The organism is Cupriavidus sp. GW822-FHT02D05, from assembly GCF_058802485.1.
In genome coordinates this window covers 199,680-221,176 of the sequence record NZ_JBXAOE010000011.1, presented here as the reverse complement: position 1 = coordinate 221,176, position 21,497 = coordinate 199,680, and the positions used below count along the sequence as shown (strand labels likewise).

The 21,497-nt window shown below is 64.4% G+C and carries 15 protein-coding genes and 1 other RNA gene; 9 read left to right on the top strand and 7 right to left on the bottom strand.

Annotated features, from left to right (window positions below; translation table 11 throughout):
* The first annotated feature begins 49 nt into the window (after window positions 1-49).
* From AC1RQK_RS16945 to AC1RQK_RS16930, 4 genes are all read left to right on the top strand, one after another.
* On the top strand, window positions 50-1,312 hold the full coding sequence (locus AC1RQK_RS16945) for a D-amino acid dehydrogenase (RefSeq protein ID WP_492809958.1): 1,263 nt from the start codon (window positions 50-52) through the stop codon (window positions 1,310-1,312).
* 104 nt (window positions 1,313-1,416) lie between these two features.
* Complete coding sequence (locus tag AC1RQK_RS16940) at window positions 1,417-2,337, top strand: glutamate/aspartate ABC transporter substrate-binding protein (protein WP_492376697.1); 921 nt, start codon at window positions 1,417-1,419, stop codon at window positions 2,335-2,337.
* Between the two features lie 153 nt (window positions 2,338-2,490).
* Window positions 2,491-3,288, top strand: coding sequence for a transporter substrate-binding domain-containing protein (locus AC1RQK_RS16935; protein WP_492376696.1), 798 nt, complete (start codon window positions 2,491-2,493; stop codon window positions 3,286-3,288).
* 30 nt (window positions 3,289-3,318) lie between these two features.
* Window positions 3,319-3,978: an amino acid ABC transporter permease gene (locus AC1RQK_RS16930; RefSeq protein ID WP_174423239.1), complete on the top strand. Its 660-nt coding sequence runs from the start codon at window positions 3,319-3,321 to the stop codon at window positions 3,976-3,978.
* A gap of 212 nt (window positions 3,979-4,190) precedes the next feature.
* Here AC1RQK_RS16930 and cphA (AC1RQK_RS16925) read toward each other — a convergent pair whose 3' ends face one another.
* Together cphA (AC1RQK_RS16925) and cphA (AC1RQK_RS16920) are read right to left on the bottom strand one after the other, a co-directional pair.
* The gene (gene cphA, locus AC1RQK_RS16925) at window positions 4,191-6,761 is read right to left on the bottom strand and encodes a cyanophycin synthetase (RefSeq protein ID WP_492809955.1); all 2,571 of its coding nucleotides are present in this window, start codon (window positions 6,759-6,761) and stop codon (window positions 4,191-4,193) included.
* 20 nt (window positions 6,762-6,781) lie between these two features.
* Window positions 6,782-9,418: a cyanophycin synthetase gene (gene cphA, locus AC1RQK_RS16920; protein ID WP_492373958.1), complete on the bottom strand. Its 2,637-nt coding sequence runs from the start codon at window positions 9,416-9,418 to the stop codon at window positions 6,782-6,784.
* A 240-nt stretch (window positions 9,419-9,658) separates the two neighbouring features.
* Between cphA (AC1RQK_RS16920) and AC1RQK_RS16915 the strand changes: the two genes are divergently transcribed.
* Window positions 9,659-11,947, top strand: a complete 2,289-nt coding sequence (locus tag AC1RQK_RS16915; protein ID WP_492373959.1) for a cyanophycin metabolism-associated ABC transporter — start codon at window positions 9,659-9,661, stop codon at window positions 11,945-11,947.
* 14 nt (window positions 11,948-11,961) lie between these two features.
* Entirely contained in the window at window positions 11,962-12,432 is a 471-nt protein-coding gene (locus AC1RQK_RS16910) for a cyanophycin metabolism-associated DUF1854 family protein (RefSeq protein WP_144409738.1), read from the top strand.
* 8 nt (window positions 12,433-12,440) lie between these two features.
* Here AC1RQK_RS16910 and AC1RQK_RS16905 read toward each other — a convergent pair whose 3' ends face one another.
* The 5 genes from AC1RQK_RS16905 to ompA all read right to left on the bottom strand — a co-directional run bounded on the left by AC1RQK_RS16905 (window position 12,441) and on the right by ompA (window position 16,396).
* A complete protein-coding gene (locus AC1RQK_RS16905) occupies window positions 12,441-13,313 on the bottom strand; it encodes a hypothetical protein (RefSeq protein WP_492809952.1) in 873 nt (290 codons plus the stop codon).
* A 441-nt stretch (window positions 13,314-13,754) separates the two neighbouring features.
* Window positions 13,755-14,113: a transfer-messenger RNA gene (ssrA, locus tag AC1RQK_RS16900) on the bottom strand.
* Window positions 14,114-14,201: 88 nt separating this feature from the next.
* Window positions 14,202-14,873 carry a phosphoglycolate phosphatase gene (gene gph, locus AC1RQK_RS16895; protein ID WP_416047841.1) on the bottom strand — a complete coding sequence of 224 codons (672 nt, stop codon included), beginning with the start codon at window positions 14,871-14,873 and terminating at the stop codon, window positions 14,202-14,204.
* A gap of 2 nt (window positions 14,874-14,875) precedes the next feature.
* Window positions 14,876-15,625: a bifunctional 2-polyprenyl-6-hydroxyphenol methylase/3-demethylubiquinol 3-O-methyltransferase UbiG gene (gene ubiG, locus AC1RQK_RS16890; protein ID WP_459373108.1), complete on the bottom strand. Its 750-nt coding sequence runs from the start codon at window positions 15,623-15,625 to the stop codon at window positions 14,876-14,878.
* Window positions 15,626-15,736: 111 nt separating this feature from the next.
* A complete protein-coding gene (ompA, locus tag AC1RQK_RS16885; protein ID WP_492373962.1) occupies window positions 15,737-16,396 on the bottom strand; it encodes an outer membrane protein OmpA in 660 nt (219 codons plus the stop codon).
* Between the two features lie 458 nt (window positions 16,397-16,854).
* Here ompA and gyrA point away from each other — a divergent pair, with 458 nt between their 5' ends.
* The 3 genes from gyrA to serC all read left to right on the top strand — a co-directional run bounded on the left by gyrA (window position 16,855) and on the right by serC (window position 21,497).
* Entirely contained in the window at window positions 16,855-19,569 is a 2,715-nt protein-coding gene (gene gyrA, locus AC1RQK_RS16880) for a DNA gyrase subunit A (RefSeq protein ID WP_253931343.1), read from the top strand.
* A gap of 81 nt (window positions 19,570-19,650) precedes the next feature.
* Window positions 19,651-20,214 (top strand): DUF2059 domain-containing protein, encoded by a 564-nt coding sequence (locus tag AC1RQK_RS16875; protein WP_043344476.1) that lies wholly within the window; start codon window positions 19,651-19,653, stop codon window positions 20,212-20,214.
* 122 nt (window positions 20,215-20,336) lie between these two features.
* The gene (gene serC / locus AC1RQK_RS16870; RefSeq protein ID WP_492809948.1) at window positions 20,337-21,497 is read left to right on the top strand and encodes a 3-phosphoserine/phosphohydroxythreonine transaminase; all 1,161 of its coding nucleotides are present in this window, start codon (window positions 20,337-20,339) and stop codon (window positions 21,495-21,497) included.

Sequence of the window (21,497 nt, the reverse complement as noted above, 5' to 3'; positions counted from 1 at the left end):
TGGTCTACCCTGTGTCGGGTCGAGAAGGACCGGATCAAAGAGGCGGGTAATGAAGGTTGTGATCGTAGGGGCGGGCGTGATTGGGATGAGCGCGGCGTGGCGGCTGGCGGGCGACGGGCACGAGGTGACCGTGCTGGAGCGGCACGACGGCCCGGGCGAGGAAACCAGCTTCGCCAACGGCGGGCAGCTCAGCTATAGCTATGTGGCGCCGCTCGCCGGGCCGGGCGTGCTGGCCAAGGTACCCGGGTGGCTGCTGCGCCCTGATTCGCCGATGCGCTTCCGGCCATCGGGCGACCCGGCGCAGTGGCGCTGGCTGGCGGCGTTTGCACGCGCTTGCAATGCCTCGGCCAGCGAGGCCACCACGCGCAAGCTGCTGCGGTTGGCCTTCTACTCCCGCGACCTGATGCAGGCCTTTGTCGACAGCCAGCCGGTGGACTTCGGCTTTGCCCGGCGCGGCAAGCTGATTGTGCACCGCGACGCGGCCGGCTTCGATGCCGCCTGCCGCCTGCTCGATTACCAGGCCAGCCTGGGCTGCGAGCAGCAGGCGCTGGACGGCGACGCGTGCGTGGCGCTGGAACCGGCGTTGGCCGGCATCCGCGGCGAGATTGCCGGGGCGATTCACACGCCGAGCGAGGAAGTGGCCGATTGCCATCGTTTCTGCCTGGCGTTGGCACAGTTGCTGCGTGACCGTCCTGGCGTGTCGCTGCGCTTTGGCACCGGCGTGCTGGGCATCGAGCGCGAAGGCGATCGCGTGACCGGCGTGCGTACCGATGCCGGCATCGAGCGGGCGGATGCCGTGGTGGTGGCAGGCGGCATCGGCAGCGTGGCGTTGCTCAAGCCCCTGGGCGTGCGGGCACCGCTGTGGCCGCTCAAGGGCTACAGCATCACGGTGCCAATTCGCGATGGCGAGCGCGCGCCGCACATCAGCATCACCGATGCTGCGCGCAAGATTGTCTATGCCCGCATCGGCAACACCTTGCGCGTGGCGGGCATGGCCGACCTGGTGCGCGCGGATACCGTCATCGACCGTGCCCGCATCGCCACGCTGGCCTTTGAGACCCGCGCGCTGTTTGGCGACATGGCGCCGGGCATGGAGCCGGAGCAGTTGCAGCCCTGGGCGGGCCTGCGCCCGGCCACGCCGACCGGCCTGCCGATGGTGGGCCGGTCGGGCGTGCGCGGCCTGTGGCTCAACATCGGCCACGGCGCGCTTGGCTTCACGCTGGCCATGGGCAGCGCGGGTTTGCTGGCTGATGGCCTGGCCGGGCGCAAGCCGGCCATCGCAGACACGGATTTCGCCGGGATGCTGGCTTGATGGGCAGCGTTCCGGGGCAGTTTTTACGTTTGCATTACCGCTGAGAAACACCGCTTCACGACCAGGCAGTACCTCGAGCCATTCCCACCCAAGGAGAAAACGATATGAAATCGCAGGTCCACTCCAACCGATTCTCCCGCTGCCTGCTGGCGGTTGCCATGCTGGCTGGCACCGCAGGCGCTGTCAGCAATGCGCACGCCGCCGACGGCGATACGCTGCGCAAGATCAAGGAAACCGGCGTGATCTCGCTGGGCTATCGCGAGTCCTCCATCCCGTTCTCCTATACCAACGGACGCGATGTGATGGGCTACTCGCACGAGATCCTGCTGCAGATCGTCGACAAGGTGAAGGCGCAACTGCAAAGCCCCAAGCTCGAGATCAAGCTGGTGCCGATCACGTCGCAGAATCGCATTTCGCTGATGCAGAACGGCACCATCGACATCGAGTGCGGCACCACCACCAACAACCTGGAGCGGCAGAAGCAGGTAGCGTTTTCCAACAGCCTGTTTGTCTACGGGCTGCGCATGCTGACCAAGAAGGATTCGGGCGTGAAAGACTTCCCGGATCTCAAGGACCGCAACGTGGTGACCACCGCTGGCACCACGGATGAGCGCCTGCTGGTCAAGATGAATGGCGAGAAGGCCATGAACATGAGCCTGATCAGCGCCAAGGACCACGGGCAGTCCTTCCTGATCCTGGAGACCGGGCGCGCGGTGGCCTTCGTGATGGACGAGCCGCTGCTCTACGGCGAGCTGACCAAGGCCAAGAGCGCCAATGACTGGACCGTGGTGGGCACGCCGTTGCAGACGGAGAACTACGCCTGCATGTTCCGCAAGGACGATCCGTCGTTCAAGGCGCTGGCCGACGGCGTGATCGCCGACCTGATGACCAGCGGCCGCGCCGAGCAGTTGTACAAGAAGTGGTTCCAGTCGCCGATTCCGCCGCGCAACATCAACCTGAACTATCCGCTGTCAGCCGATATGAAGGATCTCTACGCCCATCCTAACGACAAGGCGTTCCAGTAAGCCGGGCGGGGCAGGGCGAATCGTTATTGCTGTTCGACGCGAAATTGCGCTAGGCTAAAAGCCGGCTTGCGCGCTTGGCGGACCAACGCCGGGTTGGCGCTTGCCGGACCGTTGCGGACGCCGTCCGCGTCGGCTGTGCTGACTGGAGAACATATGCGATCGCTTCGTACCGGCTGTCTCAACGCCCTGTTCGCCGTTTCGCTGCTGGCGGCCGGCGCCGCCGCGCAGGCCGCCGACCTGCTCGATACCGTAAAGCAGGCCGGCGTGCTAAAGATTGGGCTGGAAGGCACCTATCCGCCATTCAACTACCGCGGCAGCAACAACCAGCTGGAAGGCTTCGACGTGGATGTGGCGAAGGGCGTGGCGGCCAAGCTGGGCGTCAAGCCGGAGTTTGTCACCACCGAGTGGAGCGGCATCATTGCCGGGCTGCAGGCCGGCAAGTTCGATGTGATCGTCAACCAGGTCGCGGTTACGCCGCAACGCAAGCAGGTGCTGGAATTCTCCACACCTTACGTGTATTCGGCGGCGCAACTGATCCAGCGCAAGGATGACAACCGGCAGTTCAAGTCCCTCGAGGACCTGAAAGGCAAGAAGCTCGGCGTGAGCCTGGGCAGCAACTACAACGAACTGGCCAAGTCGGTCGCCGGCATCGACGTCAAGACCTATCCGGGCGCGCCCGAGTACCTGCGCGACCTGGCCGCGCAGCGCGTGGATGCCGCGCTGAACGACCGCCTGATGATCGGTTACCTGATCAAGACGTCAAACCTGCCGCTGCGGCCCGGCGCGATTGTGGAAGGCGGCAATTCCGAGGTGGCGATCCCCTTTCGCAAGGACAATCCGAAGTTTGCGCAGGCCATCGACCGCGCGCTCGACGAGATGCGCAAGGACGGCAGCCTCGGCAAGCTCTCGGCGAAGTGGTTCGGCAGTGACGTGACCAAGCCGGCCAGATAAGCGCGGGCAGGCCTCCCGCCAGGGCTTTCCATGTCCGCTCTCCAGCTCGTTGCCGCATCGCTGCCCGTGTTGCTGCAGGGCATGCTGCTGACCATCAAGTTCGCGCTGCTGTCGATGATCTTCGGGCTGGTGATCGGCACCGTGGTGGCGTTGATGGGCATCAGCCACCAGCCCGTGCCGAAGGCCGTCGCGCGGGCCTATGTCAGCATCATGCGCGGCACGCCGCTGCTGGTGCAGATCTTCGTGGTGTATTACGGCTTGCCGGGCATCGGCATCGCGCTGGAACCCACCCCGGCGGGCGTGTTGACGCTGAGCCTGAACGTAGGGGCGTATCTCTCGGAGAGCATGCGCGGCGCCATCCTCGGCATCCCGCGCGGGCAGTGGCTGGCGGCTTACAGCCTGGGCCTGACGCAAGGCCAGACCTTGCGCTACGTGGTCGGTCCTCAGGCGCTGCGGCTGGCGGTGCCGAGCCTGTCGAACAGCCTGATCAGCCTGATCAAGGACACCTCGCTGGTGTCTGTGATCACGGTGACGGAGCTGCTGCGCACGGCGCAGGAGGTGATTGCCGCGACCTACCAGCCGTTGCCGCTTTATCTTGCCGTGGCTGCTATTTATTGGATGCTTAGTACGGCGCTGGCGCATGTGCAGCGGTTGTTGGAGAGGCGGCTGTCGTTGCCGGGGAGGCATTAGGGGTGGGGGGGATAGGGGGGATAGGGGGGGATTTGGGCGGCGTTGGTTTTTGGACCCAAAAGCCATCGCCGCCAACAAAAAAACCAAAGCCCCCGCAGATCAACGTCATACGGCTGTTGGGTACAAGACACCAACCAACGCCAATCAAAATCAGAATGCAAGAAAGCCAGCCGATGAGGCTGGCTTTCTTGTTTACCGCGAGGCTATCCAACTCACCCCTGAGCAATCCTCTGCTCAATATGCGCCAGCGCCTCCTCCACCTGATCCACCAAAATCAAGCAAAGATCCCCCGACTGCAAATGCGACAACGCCGTATCGATAGCAAGGAACTCCCCACGGATCTCCTCGACTGTGCTGGCGCGCTTCGCGCCCTCCAGGCCTTCGCGCAGCAAGGCCAGCACTTCGCCGTCCTCGCGTCCGCGCTGGCACTGGTCCTGGTACAGGATCACTTCGTCGAACACATCGCCAAGGATCTCCGTCTGGCGGCGGATATCGACGTCGCGGCGGTCGCCGGCACCGCTGATCACCACCGAGCGGCGCTTGGCGGGCATGCCTTCGATGGCGTTGCACAGCGCCTGGATCGCATCCGGGTTGTGGCCGTAGTCGGCGATCAGCGTCGCGCCCTTGTAGTCGAACACGTTGAAGCGGCCGGGGGCGGTGGCTGCATCGTTGACGAAGGTCGCCAGGCTGCGGCGGATCACTTCCCAGTCGATGCCCAGTGCCCACGCCGCCGCGGTGGCGGACATGGCGTTCTCGACCTGGAAGCCGATCGAGCCGCCGCGCGTCAGCGGAATGCTCGACAGCGCGATGCGCTCCTGATGCTCGCCTTCGGCGGCCACGATATGGCCATCCTCGACGTACACCACGCGCTTGCCCTGCGCGCAGTGCGTAGCCATCACGGGGTTGTTGAGGTCGGCCGCGAAGAACGTCACGGCGCCCGGGCAGGCGTCGGCCATGCGCACCACCATGGGGTCCGCGGCATTGAGCACGGCCATGCCGTGCGGTGCCACGTTTTGCACGATGACGCTTTTCAGCACGGCGAGGTCTTCCACGGTGCTGATAAAGGACAGCCCGAGGTGATCGCCTTCGCCCACATTGGTGACCACCGCCACGTCGCAGCGGTCGAAGGCCAGGCCTTCGCGCAGCAGGCCGCCGCGCGCGGTCTCGAACACGGCGGCGTCCACGTCGGGGTGCATCAGCACATTGCGGGCGCTGCGCGGGCCGCTGCAGTCGCCGGTGTCGATGCGCTCGCCCTTGACGTAGACACCGTCGGTGCCGGTCATGCCGATGCGCAGGCCGCTGCCGGCCAGCAGGTGGGCAATCAGGCGGACCGTGGTGGTCTTGCCGTTGGTGCCGGAGACCGCCACCACGGGGATGCGGCCATCGTCGCCGTCGCCGAACATCGTGGAGATGATGGCTTCGCCCACCGCACGGCCCTTGCCGTAGGAGGGCTGCAGGTGCATGCGCAGGCCCGGCGCCGCATTGACTTCGACGATGCCGCCGGCTTGTTCCTCGAACGGCTTGAGCACGGTCTCGCAGACCGCGTCGACGCCGCAGATGTCCAGGCCAACCATGCGCGCGGCCGCCACGGCGCGGGCAGCCATGTCCGGGTGCACATCGTCGGTGACGTCCGTCGCGCTGCCGCCGGTGGACAGGTTGGCGTTATTGCGCAGCACCACGCGGGTGCCCTTGGGCGGCACCGCATCCGCGGTGAGATGCTGCTTGGCCAGCGTGGCCAGCGCGATATCGTCAAAGCGGATCTTGGTCAGCGAGGTGGCGTGTCCCTCGCCGCGGCGCGGGTCGCGATTCACTTCCTCGACCAGTTGGCGCACGGTGTGCTTGCCATCGCCGGTGACCTGCGGCGGATCGCGGCGGGCCGCGGCGACCAGGTGGTTGCCCACCACCAGCAGGCGGAAATCGTGGCCGGGAATATAGCGCTCAACGATCACGTCGGAGCTGATCTCGGCGGCGACTTCATAGGCGGCGATGACTTCCTCGCGGGTGCGGATGCGCACCGCCACGCCCTTGCCCTGGTTGCCGTCGCGCGGCTTGACCACCACCGGCGCATCGATTTCCTGCGCGGCGGCCCAGGCTTCGTCGGGGTCCGAGACGGAGCGGCCCATCGGCACCGGCACGCCGGCGGCGTGCAGCAGCTTCTTGGTGAGTTCTTTGTCTTGCGCGATCGATTCCGAGACCGCGCTGGTCATGTCGGTTTCGGCTGCCTGGATGCGGCGTTGCTTGCTGCCCCAGCCAAACTGGACCATGCTGCCTTGCGTCAGGCGGCGATAAGGAATGCCGCGTGCCACGCCCGCATAGACGATGGAGCCGGTGCTCGGCCCCAGGCGCACGTCTTCGTCGAGCTCGCGCAGGCGATGCAGCGCATCGGCCAGGTCGAACGGCATGTCATCGCGCGCGGCGCGGCACAGCGTGGCGGCGAGTTCCAGCGCCAGCCGGCCGACTTCTTCCTCGCTGTACTGCACCACCACCTGATAGGTGCCGGGTTCGACAGTGGGCGCGGTGCGGCTGAAGCTGACCGGGCAGCCGGCCTCTGCTTGCAGGCGCATGGCCGCGCATTCGAGCGCGTGCGCCAGCGACACCACGCCTTCGTTGTCATCGGGCCGCAGCGGGCCTACCTCGGGAAAGCGCGCGCGCAGGCGCTCTTCAAAACCGGGCAGCTGTGCCAGCGTGTGGGCCTCGTCAGAGCAAGAAACGATGGCTTCGATGGCGGTGTGGCGGCACCACAGGTTAGGGCCGCGCAGGGCCCGGATACGTGAGACTTCCATGAAATCAGTTTCCTTGCGGATCAGGCGCGGCGGCCCGGTTGGCCCATCCACTGGTGCACCAGGTCGATCGTCGGCAGGGTCGTCGCCTCATCGCATTGCAGGACCAGCAGGTCGCCGGCCACTACTTGCGCGAGCGCGGCCTCGATCGCCTGGCGGCGCGAGCCCTCGTCGATGATCTTGGTCACGCGCCGTCCTTCATACAGGCCCTGCTTGAGCAGCGCGCGTGCCTCGGCGTCCGGCAGCGCGCGCTTGACCGAAGTGTCTTCGCACAGGAAGACGCGGTCGAACGCGGCGCCCAGCACCTTGCCTTGCTTGACCATGTCTTCGTCGCGGCGCGGCGCGCCGGCGCCGTACACCACCACGCGGCGCTCGCTCGGGAAGCGTTCCAGCGATGCCACCAGCGCTTCCAGCGCGGGTGCATTGTGGGCGTCGTCGATCACCACGATGGCACCGTTGCGCTCGAACAGCGTGAAGCGTCCGGGCACATCCACCTGGCCCACATCGAATGTCACCACGCCAGCACGAATCAGGTCGTTGGAGATGCCCAGCGCCCAGCCGGTGGCCACAGCCGCCAGCACGTTCTCGACCTGGAAGGCCACGCGGCCCGCATAGGTGAGGGGGATCGCGGCCACATCGGCCAGCGGCACCTCGCGGCTGCCGGTGGCGAGCACCACTTTGCCGTCGCGCACGTAGACCGCACGGCGGCCCGCCGCGCGATGCGCGGCAATGGCGGGCAGGTCAGCCGTCATGCCGAAGAAGATCACGTCGCCATCGCACAGCTCGGCCATCTCCACGACCAGCGGGTCGCGCGCGTTGAGCACCGCCACGCCGCCGTCCAGTACCACGTCGACTTGGGTGCGCAGCACGTTGTACATCTTCTCGACTTCCTCGACGTAATACTGGCCAAGGTGGTCGGGCACATCGATATTGGTCACCACGCCGACCTGGCAACGGTCGTAGGCGAGGCCTTCGGACAGGATGGCGCCGCTGTCGTTCTCGAGCACGGCGGCATCCACCGCGCGGTTCATCAAGATGCGGCGGGCCGCGTCCCAGTTGGCGCGGTCGCCGCCTTGCACCTGGCGGCGGTCCAGGTAGAGGCCGTCGCTGCAAGCCAGGCCGGTGTGCTTGCCCGAGAGCTGCAGCAGGCGTGCGACCAGCTTGGCCACCACGGTCTTGCCGTTGGTGCCGGTGATGCCGACCACGGGAATGCGGCCGTTATCGTCGCCTTCGCCAGCCGGGAACAGGTGATCCACCACGGCACGGCCCACCGGGCGGGCTTCGCCGTTGGAGGGCTTCAGGTGCATCAACAGGCCGGGGCCGGCATTGACCTCGACAATGGCGCCGCGCTGCTCGGCGAGCGGCCGCGAAATGTCCTGCGCCACCAGGTCGACGCCGGCGATGTCCAGGCCCACGATGCGGGCGGCCAGCGAGGCATGCGCGGCCACGCTCGGGTGCACGCGGTCGGTCACATCGAAGGCCACGTTGCCGTTGCGCTGGATCAGCACATGCTTGCCCTCGGGCGGTACGGACGTGGCGTCAAAGCCCTGGCGCTTGAGTTCCAGGCGCGCGGCCGAATCCAGCCGTACCTTGTTGAGCGGGTGGTCTTCGGTGCTGCCGCGGCGCGGGTCGGAATTGATCTGCGACTCGATCAGCTCGTCGATGGTCGACTTGCCGTCGCCGGTCACGCTGGCGGTCTCGCCCATGGCGGCGGCCACCAGGCGGCCGCCCACCACCAGCAGGCGGTGTTCGTTGCCCAGCACAAAGCGCTCGACGATGACGCCACTGCCCTCATCGATGGCGACGCCGTAGGCGGTCTCGACTTCTTCGCGCGTGGTCAGGTTGGTGAACACACCGCGGCCGTGGTTGCCGTCATAGGGCTTGACCACCACCGGCAGGCCGATGTCCTCGGCGGCGTCCCAGGCGTCGGCGGCACTTTCCACCAGCCGGCCTTCGGGCACGGGCACGCCGCAGGATTCCAGCAGGCTCTTGGTCAGGTCCTTGTCACGCGAGATGCTCTCGGCAATGGCGGCGGTGCGGTCGGTCTCGGCAGTCCAGATGCGGCGCTGGCGGCTGCCATAGCCGAGTTGCACCAGGTTGCCCTCGGACAGGCGCAGCGCCGGGATGTCGCGGTCGTCGGCTGCGTCGACGATGCAGGCAGTGCTCGGACCCAGGCAGTGCTTGTCCACCAGGCGTCGCAGGTGATCCACCGTCTCCTGAACGTCATAGGGACGGTCCTCGATGGCGGCCATCACCAGGTCGCGGGCGGCGAACAGGGCGGCACGGGTGACATCCTCGTGCCAGGCCCGCACGATCACCTTGTAGACACCCCGGATCGGGGTCTCGCGCGCCTTGCCGAAGCCGCCGGGCATGCCGGCGAGGTTCTGCAGCTCAAGCGTGACGTGTTCCAGGATGTGGCCAGGCCACGTGCCGTCCTTGAGCCGCTGCAGGAAGCCGCCGCGCTCGCCGATACTGCAGCGATGCTCGACCAGCGAGGGCAGCCATGCCGACAGGCGCTCGTAGAACCCCGGAATCTTGTTGGAGGGAAAATCCTCCAGTTCCCCGATATCGACCCACGCCTCCAGCACAGGCCGATATGTCCACATATTCGGGCCGCGCAGCGACATGACATCGAAAATCTCAATGTCCTTCTTTTTCATTGATTTAGCTTGAGGCAGTGGGCGAGTGCCCGAGAAATAGAAGCCTAACCTTTCAGTAACGTTACAACGGTCAGCCGGTTGACTTTCTTGATTAAAAAGCGATTGTGCAGTGCATCAGGGGCGCCCGTGTGTTTGGCCTTATGTATACTGCGGGCAAATCGGCGGGCCGCCAGGGCGCGCCCGCGCTAAATTGTTTCAAGTTATGTCCATAGCCCAAGGACGCAGCATGCCGTACCAACGATGACCCAACCTTCCTTGCCCGTGATTGACAGCGACGCCCACAACGAGCCGTGGCGTAACGAACTCGGCATCCGCCTGCAAGCTGGCGAAGCCGTGCTTGCCTGGCTCGAAGTCGACCTTGACGCAAAGCTGCATTTTACCCAAGGCTGGGTACTTGTGACGGATCGTCGCTTGCTGGCGCGCATGCCGGGGCAAAAAGACTGGCAGGAATGGGCGATCCAGCCCGGATTATCGCTGCATCACGCCGATCATGCGGGGGTTGGCACGCTGGAGTTGCAAGACAATGGGCGATTGCTGGCCAGTTGGCGCTACACGCTGGGCCACAACCCGGCTGCGTTGCGCCTGATCGACCAGTTCCACGCGCAGCGCGACCTGTCGGCCTCAGGCCGGGCAGGGCGGCTGGATCTGGATGCCGAAGCGGTCTGCCCGACCTGCAAGGCTCCGCTGCCCCCGGACGACGACCAATGCCCGCAATGCAGCCGTGACCTGGAAATGCCGCCGTCGACCTGGGCCCTATTGCGCCTGTGGCGGTTTGCCCGGCCGTACCGCTTCCAGTTGCTGGCCGGCTTCCTGCTGACGCTGCTGTCCACCGCCGCAACGCTGGTGCCGCCGTACCTGACCATGCCGTTGATGGACAACGTGCTGATTCCCTACCAAAACGGGCTGCCCATCGACTACGACCGGGTCAAGCTGTACCTGGCCGGCCTGCTGGGTGCGGCGCTGGTTGCATGGAGCCTTGGCTGGGCTCGCACCTATCTGCTGGCGCGGGTGTCCGAGCGCATCGGCGCGGACCTGCGCACCACCACCTACGAGCACCTGCTGCGTCTGTCGCTGGAGTACTTCGGCGGCAAGCGCACGGGCGACCTGATGGCCCGCATCGGCTCGGAAAGTGATCGCATCTGCGTATTTCTGTCGCTACATCTGCTGGATTTCGCCACCGACGTGCTGATGATCGTCATGACGGCGGCCATCCTGATTTCGATCAACCCGTGGCTGGCGCTGGTGACCCTGGTGCCGCTGCCGTTCATCGCGTGGATGATCCACCTGGTGCGCGACCGGCTGCGCCACGGCTTCGAGAAGATCGACCGGATCTGGTCGGAGATCACCAACGTGCTGGCCGATACCATCCCGGGCATCCGCGTGGTCAAGGCCTTTGCGCAGGAAAAGCGCGAAGTGGAGCGCTTCCGCGAAGCCAACCGGCACAACCTGGCCATCAATGACCGGGTCAACGCGGTGTGGTCGCTGTTCACCCCGACCGTCACGCTGCTGACCGAGATCGGCTTGCTGGTGGTGTGGATCTTCGGCATCTGGCAGGTCTCGCACAACGCGATCACGGTCGGCGTGCTGGTGGCCTTCCTCACCTATATCAGCCGCTTCTACACACGCCTGGATTCGATGAGCCGCATCGTCTCGGTCACGCAGAAGGCCGCCGCCGGCGCCAAGCGCATCTTCGATATCCTCGATCACGTCTCCAGCGTGCCGGAACCCACGCGGCCGGTGCACCTGGAGCGTGTGGAGGGCGCCATCGAGCTGCGCGAGCTGGGCTTCCGCTACGGCAACCGTGCCGTAATCCGCGGGCTCAACCTGTCGATCGCACCGGGCGAGATGATTGGCCTGGTGGGACACAGCGGGTCGGGCAAGAGCACGCTGGTCAACCTGATCTGCCGCTTCTACGATGTCTCCGAGGGCGCGATCCGGCTGGACGGCGTCGATATCCGCTCGCTGCCGGTCTCGGAGTTCCGCAGCCATATCGGGCTGGTGCTGCAGGAGCCGTTCCTGTTCTTTGGCACGATTGCCGAGAACATTGCCTACGGCAAGCCGGGTGCTTCGCGCGAAGAGATCATCGCCGCGGCGCGCGCCGCTCATGCGCACGAGTTCATCCTGCGCCTGCCGCACGGCTATGACTCTCTCGTGGGCGAGCGCGGGCAGGCGCTGTCCGGCGGCGAACGCCAGCGTATCTCCATCGCTCGCGCGCTGCTGATCAATCCGCGCATCCTGATCATGGACGAGGCCACCTCGTCGGTGGATACGACGACGGAGAAGGAAATCCAGAAGGCGCTGGACAACCTGGTGCAAGGCCGCACCACCATCGCCATCGCCCACCGCCTGTCCACGCTGCGCAAGGCGGACCGACTGGTGGTAATGGATCGCGGACAGATCGTGGAAGTTGGCAACCACGATGAATTGCTGGCGCGCGAAGGCGCCTACTACAAGCTCTACCAGGCGCAGGCCCGCAATGTCGATGCCGACGCGGATCTCACCTCCGCCGATGCGGTCAACGTGCAATAAGGATGGGAGCTCACATGCAGCAAGTCGATTTCAAGCTCTCCCGCAATGCCCTTGGCCGCCTGGTGATGACCACGGCAGATGGCGTTGTGCATGATGGTGTCGTTCCCGTGCGCGCCTTCCCCATCGCCGCGCCCGACGACGGCGTCGGCCTCGTCAGTGCCGATGGCCGCGAGCTGGCCTGGCTGCCTCGCCTGGATACCTTGCCTGCCCCGGTGCGCGAGATGATCGAGGCCGAGCTGGCCAGCCGTGAATTCATGCCGGAGATCCGCCGCATCCGCTCGGTGTCGACCTACGCTACCCCCAGCACCTGGGAGGTAGAGACGGATCGCGGCCTCACGTCGCTGGTGCTGCGTGGCGAGGAAGACATCCGCCGCCTCGCCGGCTCCACGCTGCTGATCTCCGACAGCCACGGCATCCATTACCTGGTGCGCAACCTGGCCAGCCTGGACAAGGGCAGCCGCAAGATCCTCGACCGCTTTCTCTAGGCTGCGCTTCAGGGCTTGCCAGTGAAGATCACCCCGACCTGGCGGTCGGGGCGCATCGCAAACAGGTAGATCTGGCCGGGCGTGGGCAAGCTATGCGTGGTGGTGGGGTCGTAGTAGGCAATGCCGCTCATGGGTGTGTTCGCGTAAGGGCAACTCGGCCCAGTCAGCTGCAGGGCGACGTTGTAGACCTTGCCCTGGCGCCGCGGCGTGGCGGTCCCGGTAAAGCTGCAGCCCGAGCCGCTGCCGTCTAGCGTGAGGTTGCCGCTGGCGTCGATGGTCAGCCTTACAGCACCCGCCGCGATCCCGGTCGTGTCAATGACGTTCGACGTCCCGTAGTAAGTCCCCTTCAGGCCGTCGGTGGTCGCGATGAAGTTGTAGTCGGTGCTGTAGGTGGCATTGACGACCGTGCTCCTGCCGTTGCGATAGGTGACCTGCGCCTGGATCGACTTGCCCGGCACGTAGGCCGCCATCAGGTTCGCTGCGGTCAGGCTGTAGCCAGCCGCCTCCTGATTGAAGTCCAGCCCGTTGTTATTGGTGGTGAGTGCACCGCTGCCCGAGCTGTAGTTGCCGGTCAGGACCCCGGTCGATACGTCCGGTATGCCCGCCATCGCGTAGAAGGCGTAGTAGACGTTCTCGTCCAACACCAGGATGTTGAACCGCTCGCTGGCGGCAGAGGTACCGATGTAGAAGCCTGAGCCAAGCGCGATGGTGTCGGGTGCCGCCGGGGTCACTGGGGTCGTCGGGGCCGTGGGTGTCGTAGGTGTGGTGGGTGTGGTGGCGGGAGGAGTGCGCACGATCGCCAGTCCGTCACTGTTGTCGCCCGATCCGCCACAGCCTGCGAGGGTCAGCGCAATGCTTGCAGCCCCAATCAGTTTCTTCATTTGTACTTGCCTGTTCCGATGCGCATGGGCGCCTCTGGCGCCGCTTTTCGGTTGCCGAAAAAATCTCGACTGTAACAGATGATTACAATTTGCTAATGACCTTGCGCTTGGCGACCGCGCTGAGCTTGTTCGAGCGCCCAAAAAAAGACGCCCACACAGGATTGGGCGGGCGCTGGAGGGCAACTCCGGACGTGAAGCTACGAAGGCCCGCGTCGGGAAGTCTGCCTCTGCAGAGGCAGCTTGGGTAGATGATGCAGGCTTGGGGGCGTTATGTGAATCGGACAAATCTTAATTCGGCGGAAATTGCCCGCCTTTGCAGCAATTTTTTTGGGGTAGTGGGGGCTTTGCGCCACCCTCATTATCAAAGCCGGAAAAAAGAAAACCCCGAGGATGCCTATCCCCGGGGTTTCGGTAGTCCTGGAAATAACCAGGACTGAATATTGGTGGAGCCGGCGGGAATCGAACCCGCGTCCGCAAGCCCTCCACAGAGAGTTCTACATACTTAGTCCTGCCATTTGATTTAACCGGTGCATCGCGGACGGACACGCTCTACAACGGCGAGTCACTAAATTTTCGTCCCTAGGTCCGTGACAAACTCAGGGCTTATCTGGCGTTAATGACCTCGCGTAGTCTTGCGACTCTAGCCCGCCAGCGAGCCAGTGCGAGGACGGCCGCAATTAAGCGGCCAGTGCGTAACGTTCGTCGTTAGCAGTTATTGCATTCCCATTGATTAACGAGGTGACGGGTCCTCGGTATGCCCTCCACTGCTTTGTAACCCACGTCGAAACCAGGTCGGCCCCTGCGTGAACTGTGTGAACAGTGTCAAGAAGACAGATTGTACCCCGTCGGCGGCTTCAGGTGTAAATGCCTGCCGTGCCGCCTCGCGCGTCAGCGCTGTGCGCCAGGGGCCAGCAGCGCGATCAGCTCGCTGGGATGGCGCACCAGGTAGTCGGCGCCCCATGCCTCGGGCGGTTCGCCATCGCCGCAGTAGCCGTAGGCCGCGGTGATGGTGATCATGCCGGCGGCCTTGCCTGCCTGGATGTCGCGCACGTCATCGCCAACGTACACGCAGCGCCCGGGCGCCACGCCGCTGACTTCGGCGGCATGCAGCAGCGGTGCGGGGTGGGGCTTGGCATGCGCCGTGGTGTCGCCGCTGACCACGGCTGAGGCGCGCGGCGCCAGTCCGATGGCGGCGACCAGCGGCGCTGTGAAGCGCGTGATCTTGTTGGTGACGATACCCCACCGGATGCCGGCGGTTTCCAGCGCGTCCAGCACCTCGGCCATGCCATCGAACAGGCGCGTATGCACCGCGATGTCGGCCTCGTAGTAATCGAGGAAGGTGTCGCGCAGGGCGGGGAACTCTGGGTCGGCCGGGCTCTTGCCGAAGGCGGCGCCAATCAGGCCGCGTGCGCCGTGCGAGGCCACGGGGCGGAGTTTCTCGTAGTCCACGGGCGGGCGGCCATGCTCGGTGACGAGCCGGTTCGCGGCCGCGGCCAGGTCGGGGGCGGTGTCGGCGAGCGTGCCGTCGAGATCAAAGAAGACTGCGTCGTAGGTGCGCATGTTCAGGCGGGCCGGCGAAATGCCATCATATAGTTCACATCGGTGTCCCGGCCCAGCGAGTAGACCTGGGTCAGCGGGTTGTAGGTCATGCCGCGCATCTCGACCAGTTCGAGCCCGGTGTTGCGGGCGTAGCGGGCGAGTTCGGACGGCGTGATGAACTTGTCGTAGTCATGCGTGCCGCGCGGCAGCATCTTGAGCACGTATTCGGCGCCGACCACGGCCAGCAGATAGGCCTTGAGGTTGCGGTTGATCGTGGAGCAGAACACGTAGCCGCCCGGGCGTACCAGCGTGGCGCAGGCGCGCAGGATCGATTGCGGGTCGGGCACGTGCTCCAGCATTTCCATGCAGGTCACCACATCGACGCTGGCGGGCATGCGCGCCGCCAGCGCTTCGGCAGCGATCTCTTCGTAGGTCACTGTCACGCCGGATTCCAGGCTGTGCAGGTCGGCGACCTTCAGTGCCTTGGTGGACAGGTCGATGCCGCGCACGGTGGCGCCGGTGCGCGCCATGCTCTCCGCCAGGATGCCACCACCGCAGCCGATGTCGACCACGTCCTTGCCCTTGAGGCTGGCGATGCCGTCGATCCAGCCGAGCCGCAGGGGGTTGAGTTCGTGCAGCGGCTTGAACTCGCTTTCCGGATCCCACCAGCGATGGGCCAGCTCGCTGAATTTGTCGATTTCGCGTGCGTCGGCGTTCTTACCGATCAAGGTAGTTTCAACGGTCGGATGGAGCGGGGAGGATATCTGCGTCATGGAGTTTGGCGCGCCACCAGGGCGGCAGCGTGAAAGCGGAGGGTATGCTGCGACTGTATCAAAAAAAAAGCCCAGCTTGCGCTGGGCTTTCTTTCATCGGAAAGGTTCCGATTAACGTGCGCTGCGGGTGCCGACCACTTCGACTTCCACGCGACGATTCGGCTGCTGGCAGGCGATTTGTGCCTTGCGATTGCCCTTGCACGACTTCGGGTCAACCTTCAGCTGACGCTTGCCCTTGCCTTCCGTGTAGACACGGTTGGCTTCCACGCCCTTGCTGACCAGATAGGCCTTGACGGCTTCAGCACGACGGATCGACAGGCGATCGTTGTACTTGTCCGAGCCGAACGAGTCGGTGTGGCCAACTGCGATAATCACTTCCAGGGTGATGCCCGACAGCTTGGAGGTCAGGTCGTCCAGCTTAGCCTTGCCTTCCGGCTTCAGCACAGCCTTGTCGAAATCGAACAGGGTGTCAGCAGCGAAAGTGACCTTTTCGCTGGAAACAACCGGAGGAGCAACCGGTGCCACCGAGGGGGCAGCCGGAGCGACCGCCGGAGCCAGGGCGCCATCGCACAGGGCGTTGGCGGTGGCCGGGGTCCACGAGCTGTCGCGCCAGCAGAGCTCGTTCGTGCCGTTCTTCCACACGTACTCGCTCGTACCGTTGCCCCAGTTATCGTTCACAGCCTTCTTTTCGTAGGGGACGGACTGGGCTTGAGCGGATGCAGCCATTACTGCGGTAGCTGCAACGAGCGCGAGCTTGGCAAATTTTTTCATATTTCTCCTCTCAGGATGAGATCACCGCAGGGTTACTGCGAGCAAATGGACGGAAACAAGTCATACATTCTTCGGAGTATAACATTCTCGATGCGGTGTATGCTCCACTTCGAACAATGTCTGGCTCTTCGCTGGGGAATTGTGCCACAAGGGTCGTTTCCTAAGAAGTAAATATATTCGATTCCATCAATGGGTTTTAGGCCTGTGGTGTTTGTGCAACATGGCCCTTGCGATGCCCGCAAACCCTTGTCAGGCCGTGCTTGCAGGATTTTCGACTCGGCCTTGCGCGTGCTTTCCGGGCGCTGCCGAAGCCCCTGCCAAGGGGGGCGCCGCGGCTGCGGGAGAGGGCAGCCGCGCATGTTAGAATGTCACGTTGCCCACCTGTCAGACGCCGCTTTGGCGAATGGCGATTCACCTGGGTGCCTTCTGTTTAAATTCGCCGGATAACCCACGCCGCAATGGATCAATTCGCCAAAGAAACCCTTCCGGTCTCCCTCGAAGAGGAAATGCGCCGTTCCTATCTCGATTACGCCATGAGCGTGATCGTCGGGCGCGCGCTTCCCGATGTGCGGGATGGCTTGAAGCCGGTACACCGGCGTGTGCTCTATGCGATGCATGAGCTTAACAACGACTGGAACCGGCCGTACAAGAAATCGGCCCGTATCGTCGGGGACGTGATTGGTAAGTATCACCCCCACGGCGACACTGCTGTATACGATACGATCGTGCGGATGGCGCAGAATTTCTCGCTGCGCTACATGCTGGTCGATGGCCAGGGTAACTTCGGTTCGGTGGACGGGGATAACGCGGCAGCCATGCGTTATACCGAAATCCGCCTGTCCAAGATTGCCCACGAGATGCTGCTCGATATCGATAAGGAAACTGTCGATTTCGGGCCGAATTATGACGGCTCCGAACATGAGCCGCTGATTCTGCCGGCACGCATCCCGAATCTGCTGATTAATGGTTCGTCGGGTATCGCGGTGGGTATGGCCACCAATATCCCGCCGCATAACCTTAACGAAGTGGTCGATGGCTGCCTGCATCTGCTGCGTAATCCGCAAGCTACGATTGACGAACTGATCGAGCTGATTCCGGCGCCGGACTTCCCGACCGCCGGCATTATCTATGGCATCCAGGGCGTGCGCGAAGGCTACCGCACCGGCCGCGGCCGCGTCGTCATGCGCGCCAAGACGCACTTCGAGGATATCGACCGTGGCCAGCGCCAGGCGATCATCGTCGACGAGCTGCCTTACCAGGTCAACAAGCGCACCCTGCTCGAGCGCATCGCCGAGCTGGTGACGGACAAGAAGGTCGAGGGCATCTCCGATATCCGCGACGAGTCCGACAAATCCGGCATGCGCGTGGTGATCGAGCTCAAGCGCAACGAAGTGCCGGAAGTGGTGCTGAACAATCTATATAAGCACACCCAGCTGCAGGACACCTTCGGCATGAACATGGTGGCGCTGGTCGATGGCCAGCCGCGCCTGCTGAACCTGCGCCAGATGCTGGATTGCTTCCTGTCGCACCGGCGCGAGGTCGTCACCCGCCGCACCGTGTTCGAGCTGCGCAAGGCGCGCGAGCGCGGCCATGTGCTGGAGGGCCTGGCGGTGGCTCTCGCCAACATCGATGAGTTCATCGCGATCATCAAGGCGGCGCCCACGCCCCCCATCGCCAAGCAAGGGCTGATGGCCAAGGCCTGGGATTCCAGCCTGGTGCGCGAAATGCTGGCACGCGCTGAAGGCGACACCGCCGGCGGCCGGGCGTCCTACCGCCCGGACGGTCTGCCGGCCATCTTCGGCATGCAAGCCGACGGGCTGTACCGCCTGTCCGACTCGCAAGCCCAGGAAATCCTGCAGATGCGCCTGCAGCGCCTCACGGGCCTGGAGCAGGACAAGATCGTCCAGGAATACCGCGATGTCATGGCGGTCATCTCCGACCTGCTCGACATCCTGTCGCGCCCGGAGCGCATCAGCACCATCATCACCGACGAGCTGACCGCCATCCGTGCCGAGTTTGGCGACCTGCGCCGTTCGCACATCGAGCTCAACGCCACCGAGCTCGATACCGAGGACCTGATCACCCCGCAGGACATGGTGGTGACCCTGTCGCACAGTGGCTATATGAAGAGCCAGCCGATTTCCGAGTACCGCGCGCAAAAGCGCGGCGGCCGCGGCAAGCTGGCGACCACCACCAAGGAAGACGACTGGATCGACACGCTGTTCGTCGCCAACACGCATGACTACATCCTGTGCTTCTCGAACCGCGGCCGGCTGTACTGGCTGAAGGTGTACGAGGTGCCACAGGGGTCGCGCAACTCGCGCGGCAGGCCGATCGTCAATATGTTCCCGCTGTCCGATGGCGAGAAGATCAACGTCATCCTGCCGGTGCGCCAGTTCGACGCCGAGCACTTCATCTTCATGAGCACCGCGCGCGGCACTGTCAAGAAGACGGCGCTGACCGAGTTCTCGAACCCGCGCAAGGCCGGCATCATCGCAGTCGACCTCGATGAGGGCGACTACCTGATCGGCGCTGCCGTCACCGACGGCCAGCACGACGTGATGCTGTTCTCGGATTCCGGCAAGGCCGTGCGCTTCGACGAAAACGACGTGCGTCCGATGGGCCGCCAGGCCCGCGGCGTGCGCGGCATGAACCTGGAAGAAAGCCAGACCGTGATCGCCATGCTGGTGGCCCCGGCTGAGACCAGCGAGCAGGCCGTCGCAGTGGGCAGTGTGCTGACCGCCACCGAAAACGGTTACGGCAAGCGCACCCCGATCGCCGAGTACACTCGACATGGCCGTGGCACCAAGGGCATGATTGCGATCCAGACGAGCGAGCGCAACGGCCGGGTAGTGGCTGCCGCGCTGGTGTCGCCGGAGGACGAGATCATGCTGATCACGACCGGCGGCGTGCTGATCCGCACACGTGTGTCTGAAATCCGCGAGATGGGACGTGCCACGCAAGGCGTGACCCTGATCAATGTGGACGAGGGCACCAAGCTGTCCGGCCTGCAGCGAATCGTCGAAAGCGATGCCGACAACGGTGTGGCGGGCGACGAACTCGAAGAAGGGGCTGACGCGGTGGATGCGGCGGCTCCGGCTGCCGACGGTGAGCAGGCAGGTGCGCAGGACGGCACCGACGCCGGCACACCTGACACAGGATCAAATTCGTAAGTTGTTGCAACATTGACCCGTTATCCGGAACTCGATTGCCGGCTGCGGGACTAAAACGGACATATTTACAAGGGAGTCACAATGCTCAAAACCTATCGACGTATCGCTGTTCTGGCTGCCTTCGTACCGGCCATGATGCTGGCCAACGCGGCGCATGCCCAGGACGCCGACAAGACCGCTGCCATCAAGGAACTGCTGACCGTGATGCAAGCCGACCAGGCCGTCAAGGGCCAGGCCGAGAACTGGCAGCAAGGCGCCAAGCAGGAAGCGCCCATGGTCCTGGAGCAGGTACTGGTCGAGAACAAGACGCTCAACGACAAGCAAAAGCAGGCTGCCGTCGAGAAGCTCAAGAAGAACGGCGCGGTGCAGCGCATGGTCGATGGTGCCGGCACGGCGTTCACCACCGATGGCTTCAAGACCGATGCCATGAAGGCCCACTACGACGCCTTCGGCAAGTACTACAGCGCCCAGGAAATCAAGGACCTGACCACGTTCCTGAAGTCGCCGACCGGCCAGAAGTTCATGGCTAACCAGGGCAAGGCGACCCAGGAAATCTGGGGCTCGATGATGCAAAAGTACGGCCCGCAAGTCGGCAAGTCGATGCGCGACGCCGCCGAGAAGGAAATCGCCGCCGCGGCGAAGTAATTCGCCGGCGGGCAGGCTGGGCGGGCGGGGCGCTGTCCTCGCCTCCCCAATCTGGCGCGGGTTTGATGGATAATGGCTGCTTGGGTAATACCGGCAGCCATTTTTCATTTCCATCTCGATCCATGAACGAACCCCAGAATCCAGCACTTGCCGCCATGATGCAGCGCGCCGTGGCCGAGCGTGTCTATAACTTCTCGCCCGGTCCGGCGGCCCTGCCGACCGAAGTGCTGCTGCAGGCAGCCGACGAGATGCTGTCGTGGCACGGATCCGGCGTGTCGGTGATGGAAATGAGCCACCGCAGCCGCGAGTTCGAGAGCATCCAGGCCGAGGCGCTGGCCAACCTGCGCGAACTGCTGCAGGTGCCGAAGAACTTCCGCATCCTGTTCCTGCAGGGCGGTGCCATCGGCGAAAACGGCATCGTGCCGCTGAACCTGATGCGCCGCGTGAACGCGGATCGTCCCAAGGCGGATTTCGTCGTCACCGGCACCTGGTCGGTCAAGTCCGAACAGGAAGCGCGCCGCTACGGCGAGGTGAATATCGCAGCCACCAGCATCGCGCAAAAGTTCGCCCGCATCCCGGATGTGGCTGACTGGAAGCTGTCGGACGATGCTGCCTACGTGCACCTGTGCACCAACGAAACCATCGTTGGCGTGGAGTTCCAGGACGTGCCCGACATCGGCCAGCACCGCGACGGCGGACCGGTCGTGGTCGCCGACGTTTCCAGCCACATCCTGTCGCGCCCGGTCGACTGGTCGCGCGTGCAGGTAGCCTACGGCGGCGCGCAAAAGAACATCGGGCCGGCCGGCCTGACCATCGTGATCGTGCGCGAAGACCTGCTGGGCCATGCGCATCCCCTGTGCCCGTCCGCCTTCAACTGGCGCCTGGTGGCCGAGCATGACTCGATGTACAACACGCCGCCGACCTATTCCATCTATATCGCCGGGCTGGTTTTCAAGTGGCTCAAGGCGCAAGGCGGCGTAGGCGCCATCGAGCAACGCAATATCGCCAAATCGCACGCGCTGTACGAGTTCCTCGACCAGAGCGCGTTCTACCGCAACGAGATCGATTCTGGCAGCCGCTCGCGCATGAACGTGCCGTTCTTCCTGGCCGACGAATCCCGCAACGACGCCTTCCTGGCAGGCGCGCGCGCCAATGGCCTGGTGCAGTTGAAGGGCCATAAGTCGGTCGGCGGCATGCGCGCCAGCCTCTACAACGCCATGCCGATCGAGGGCGTTGCCGCCCTGATCGAGTACATGCGCGAGTTCGAGCGGACCGCGGCCTGA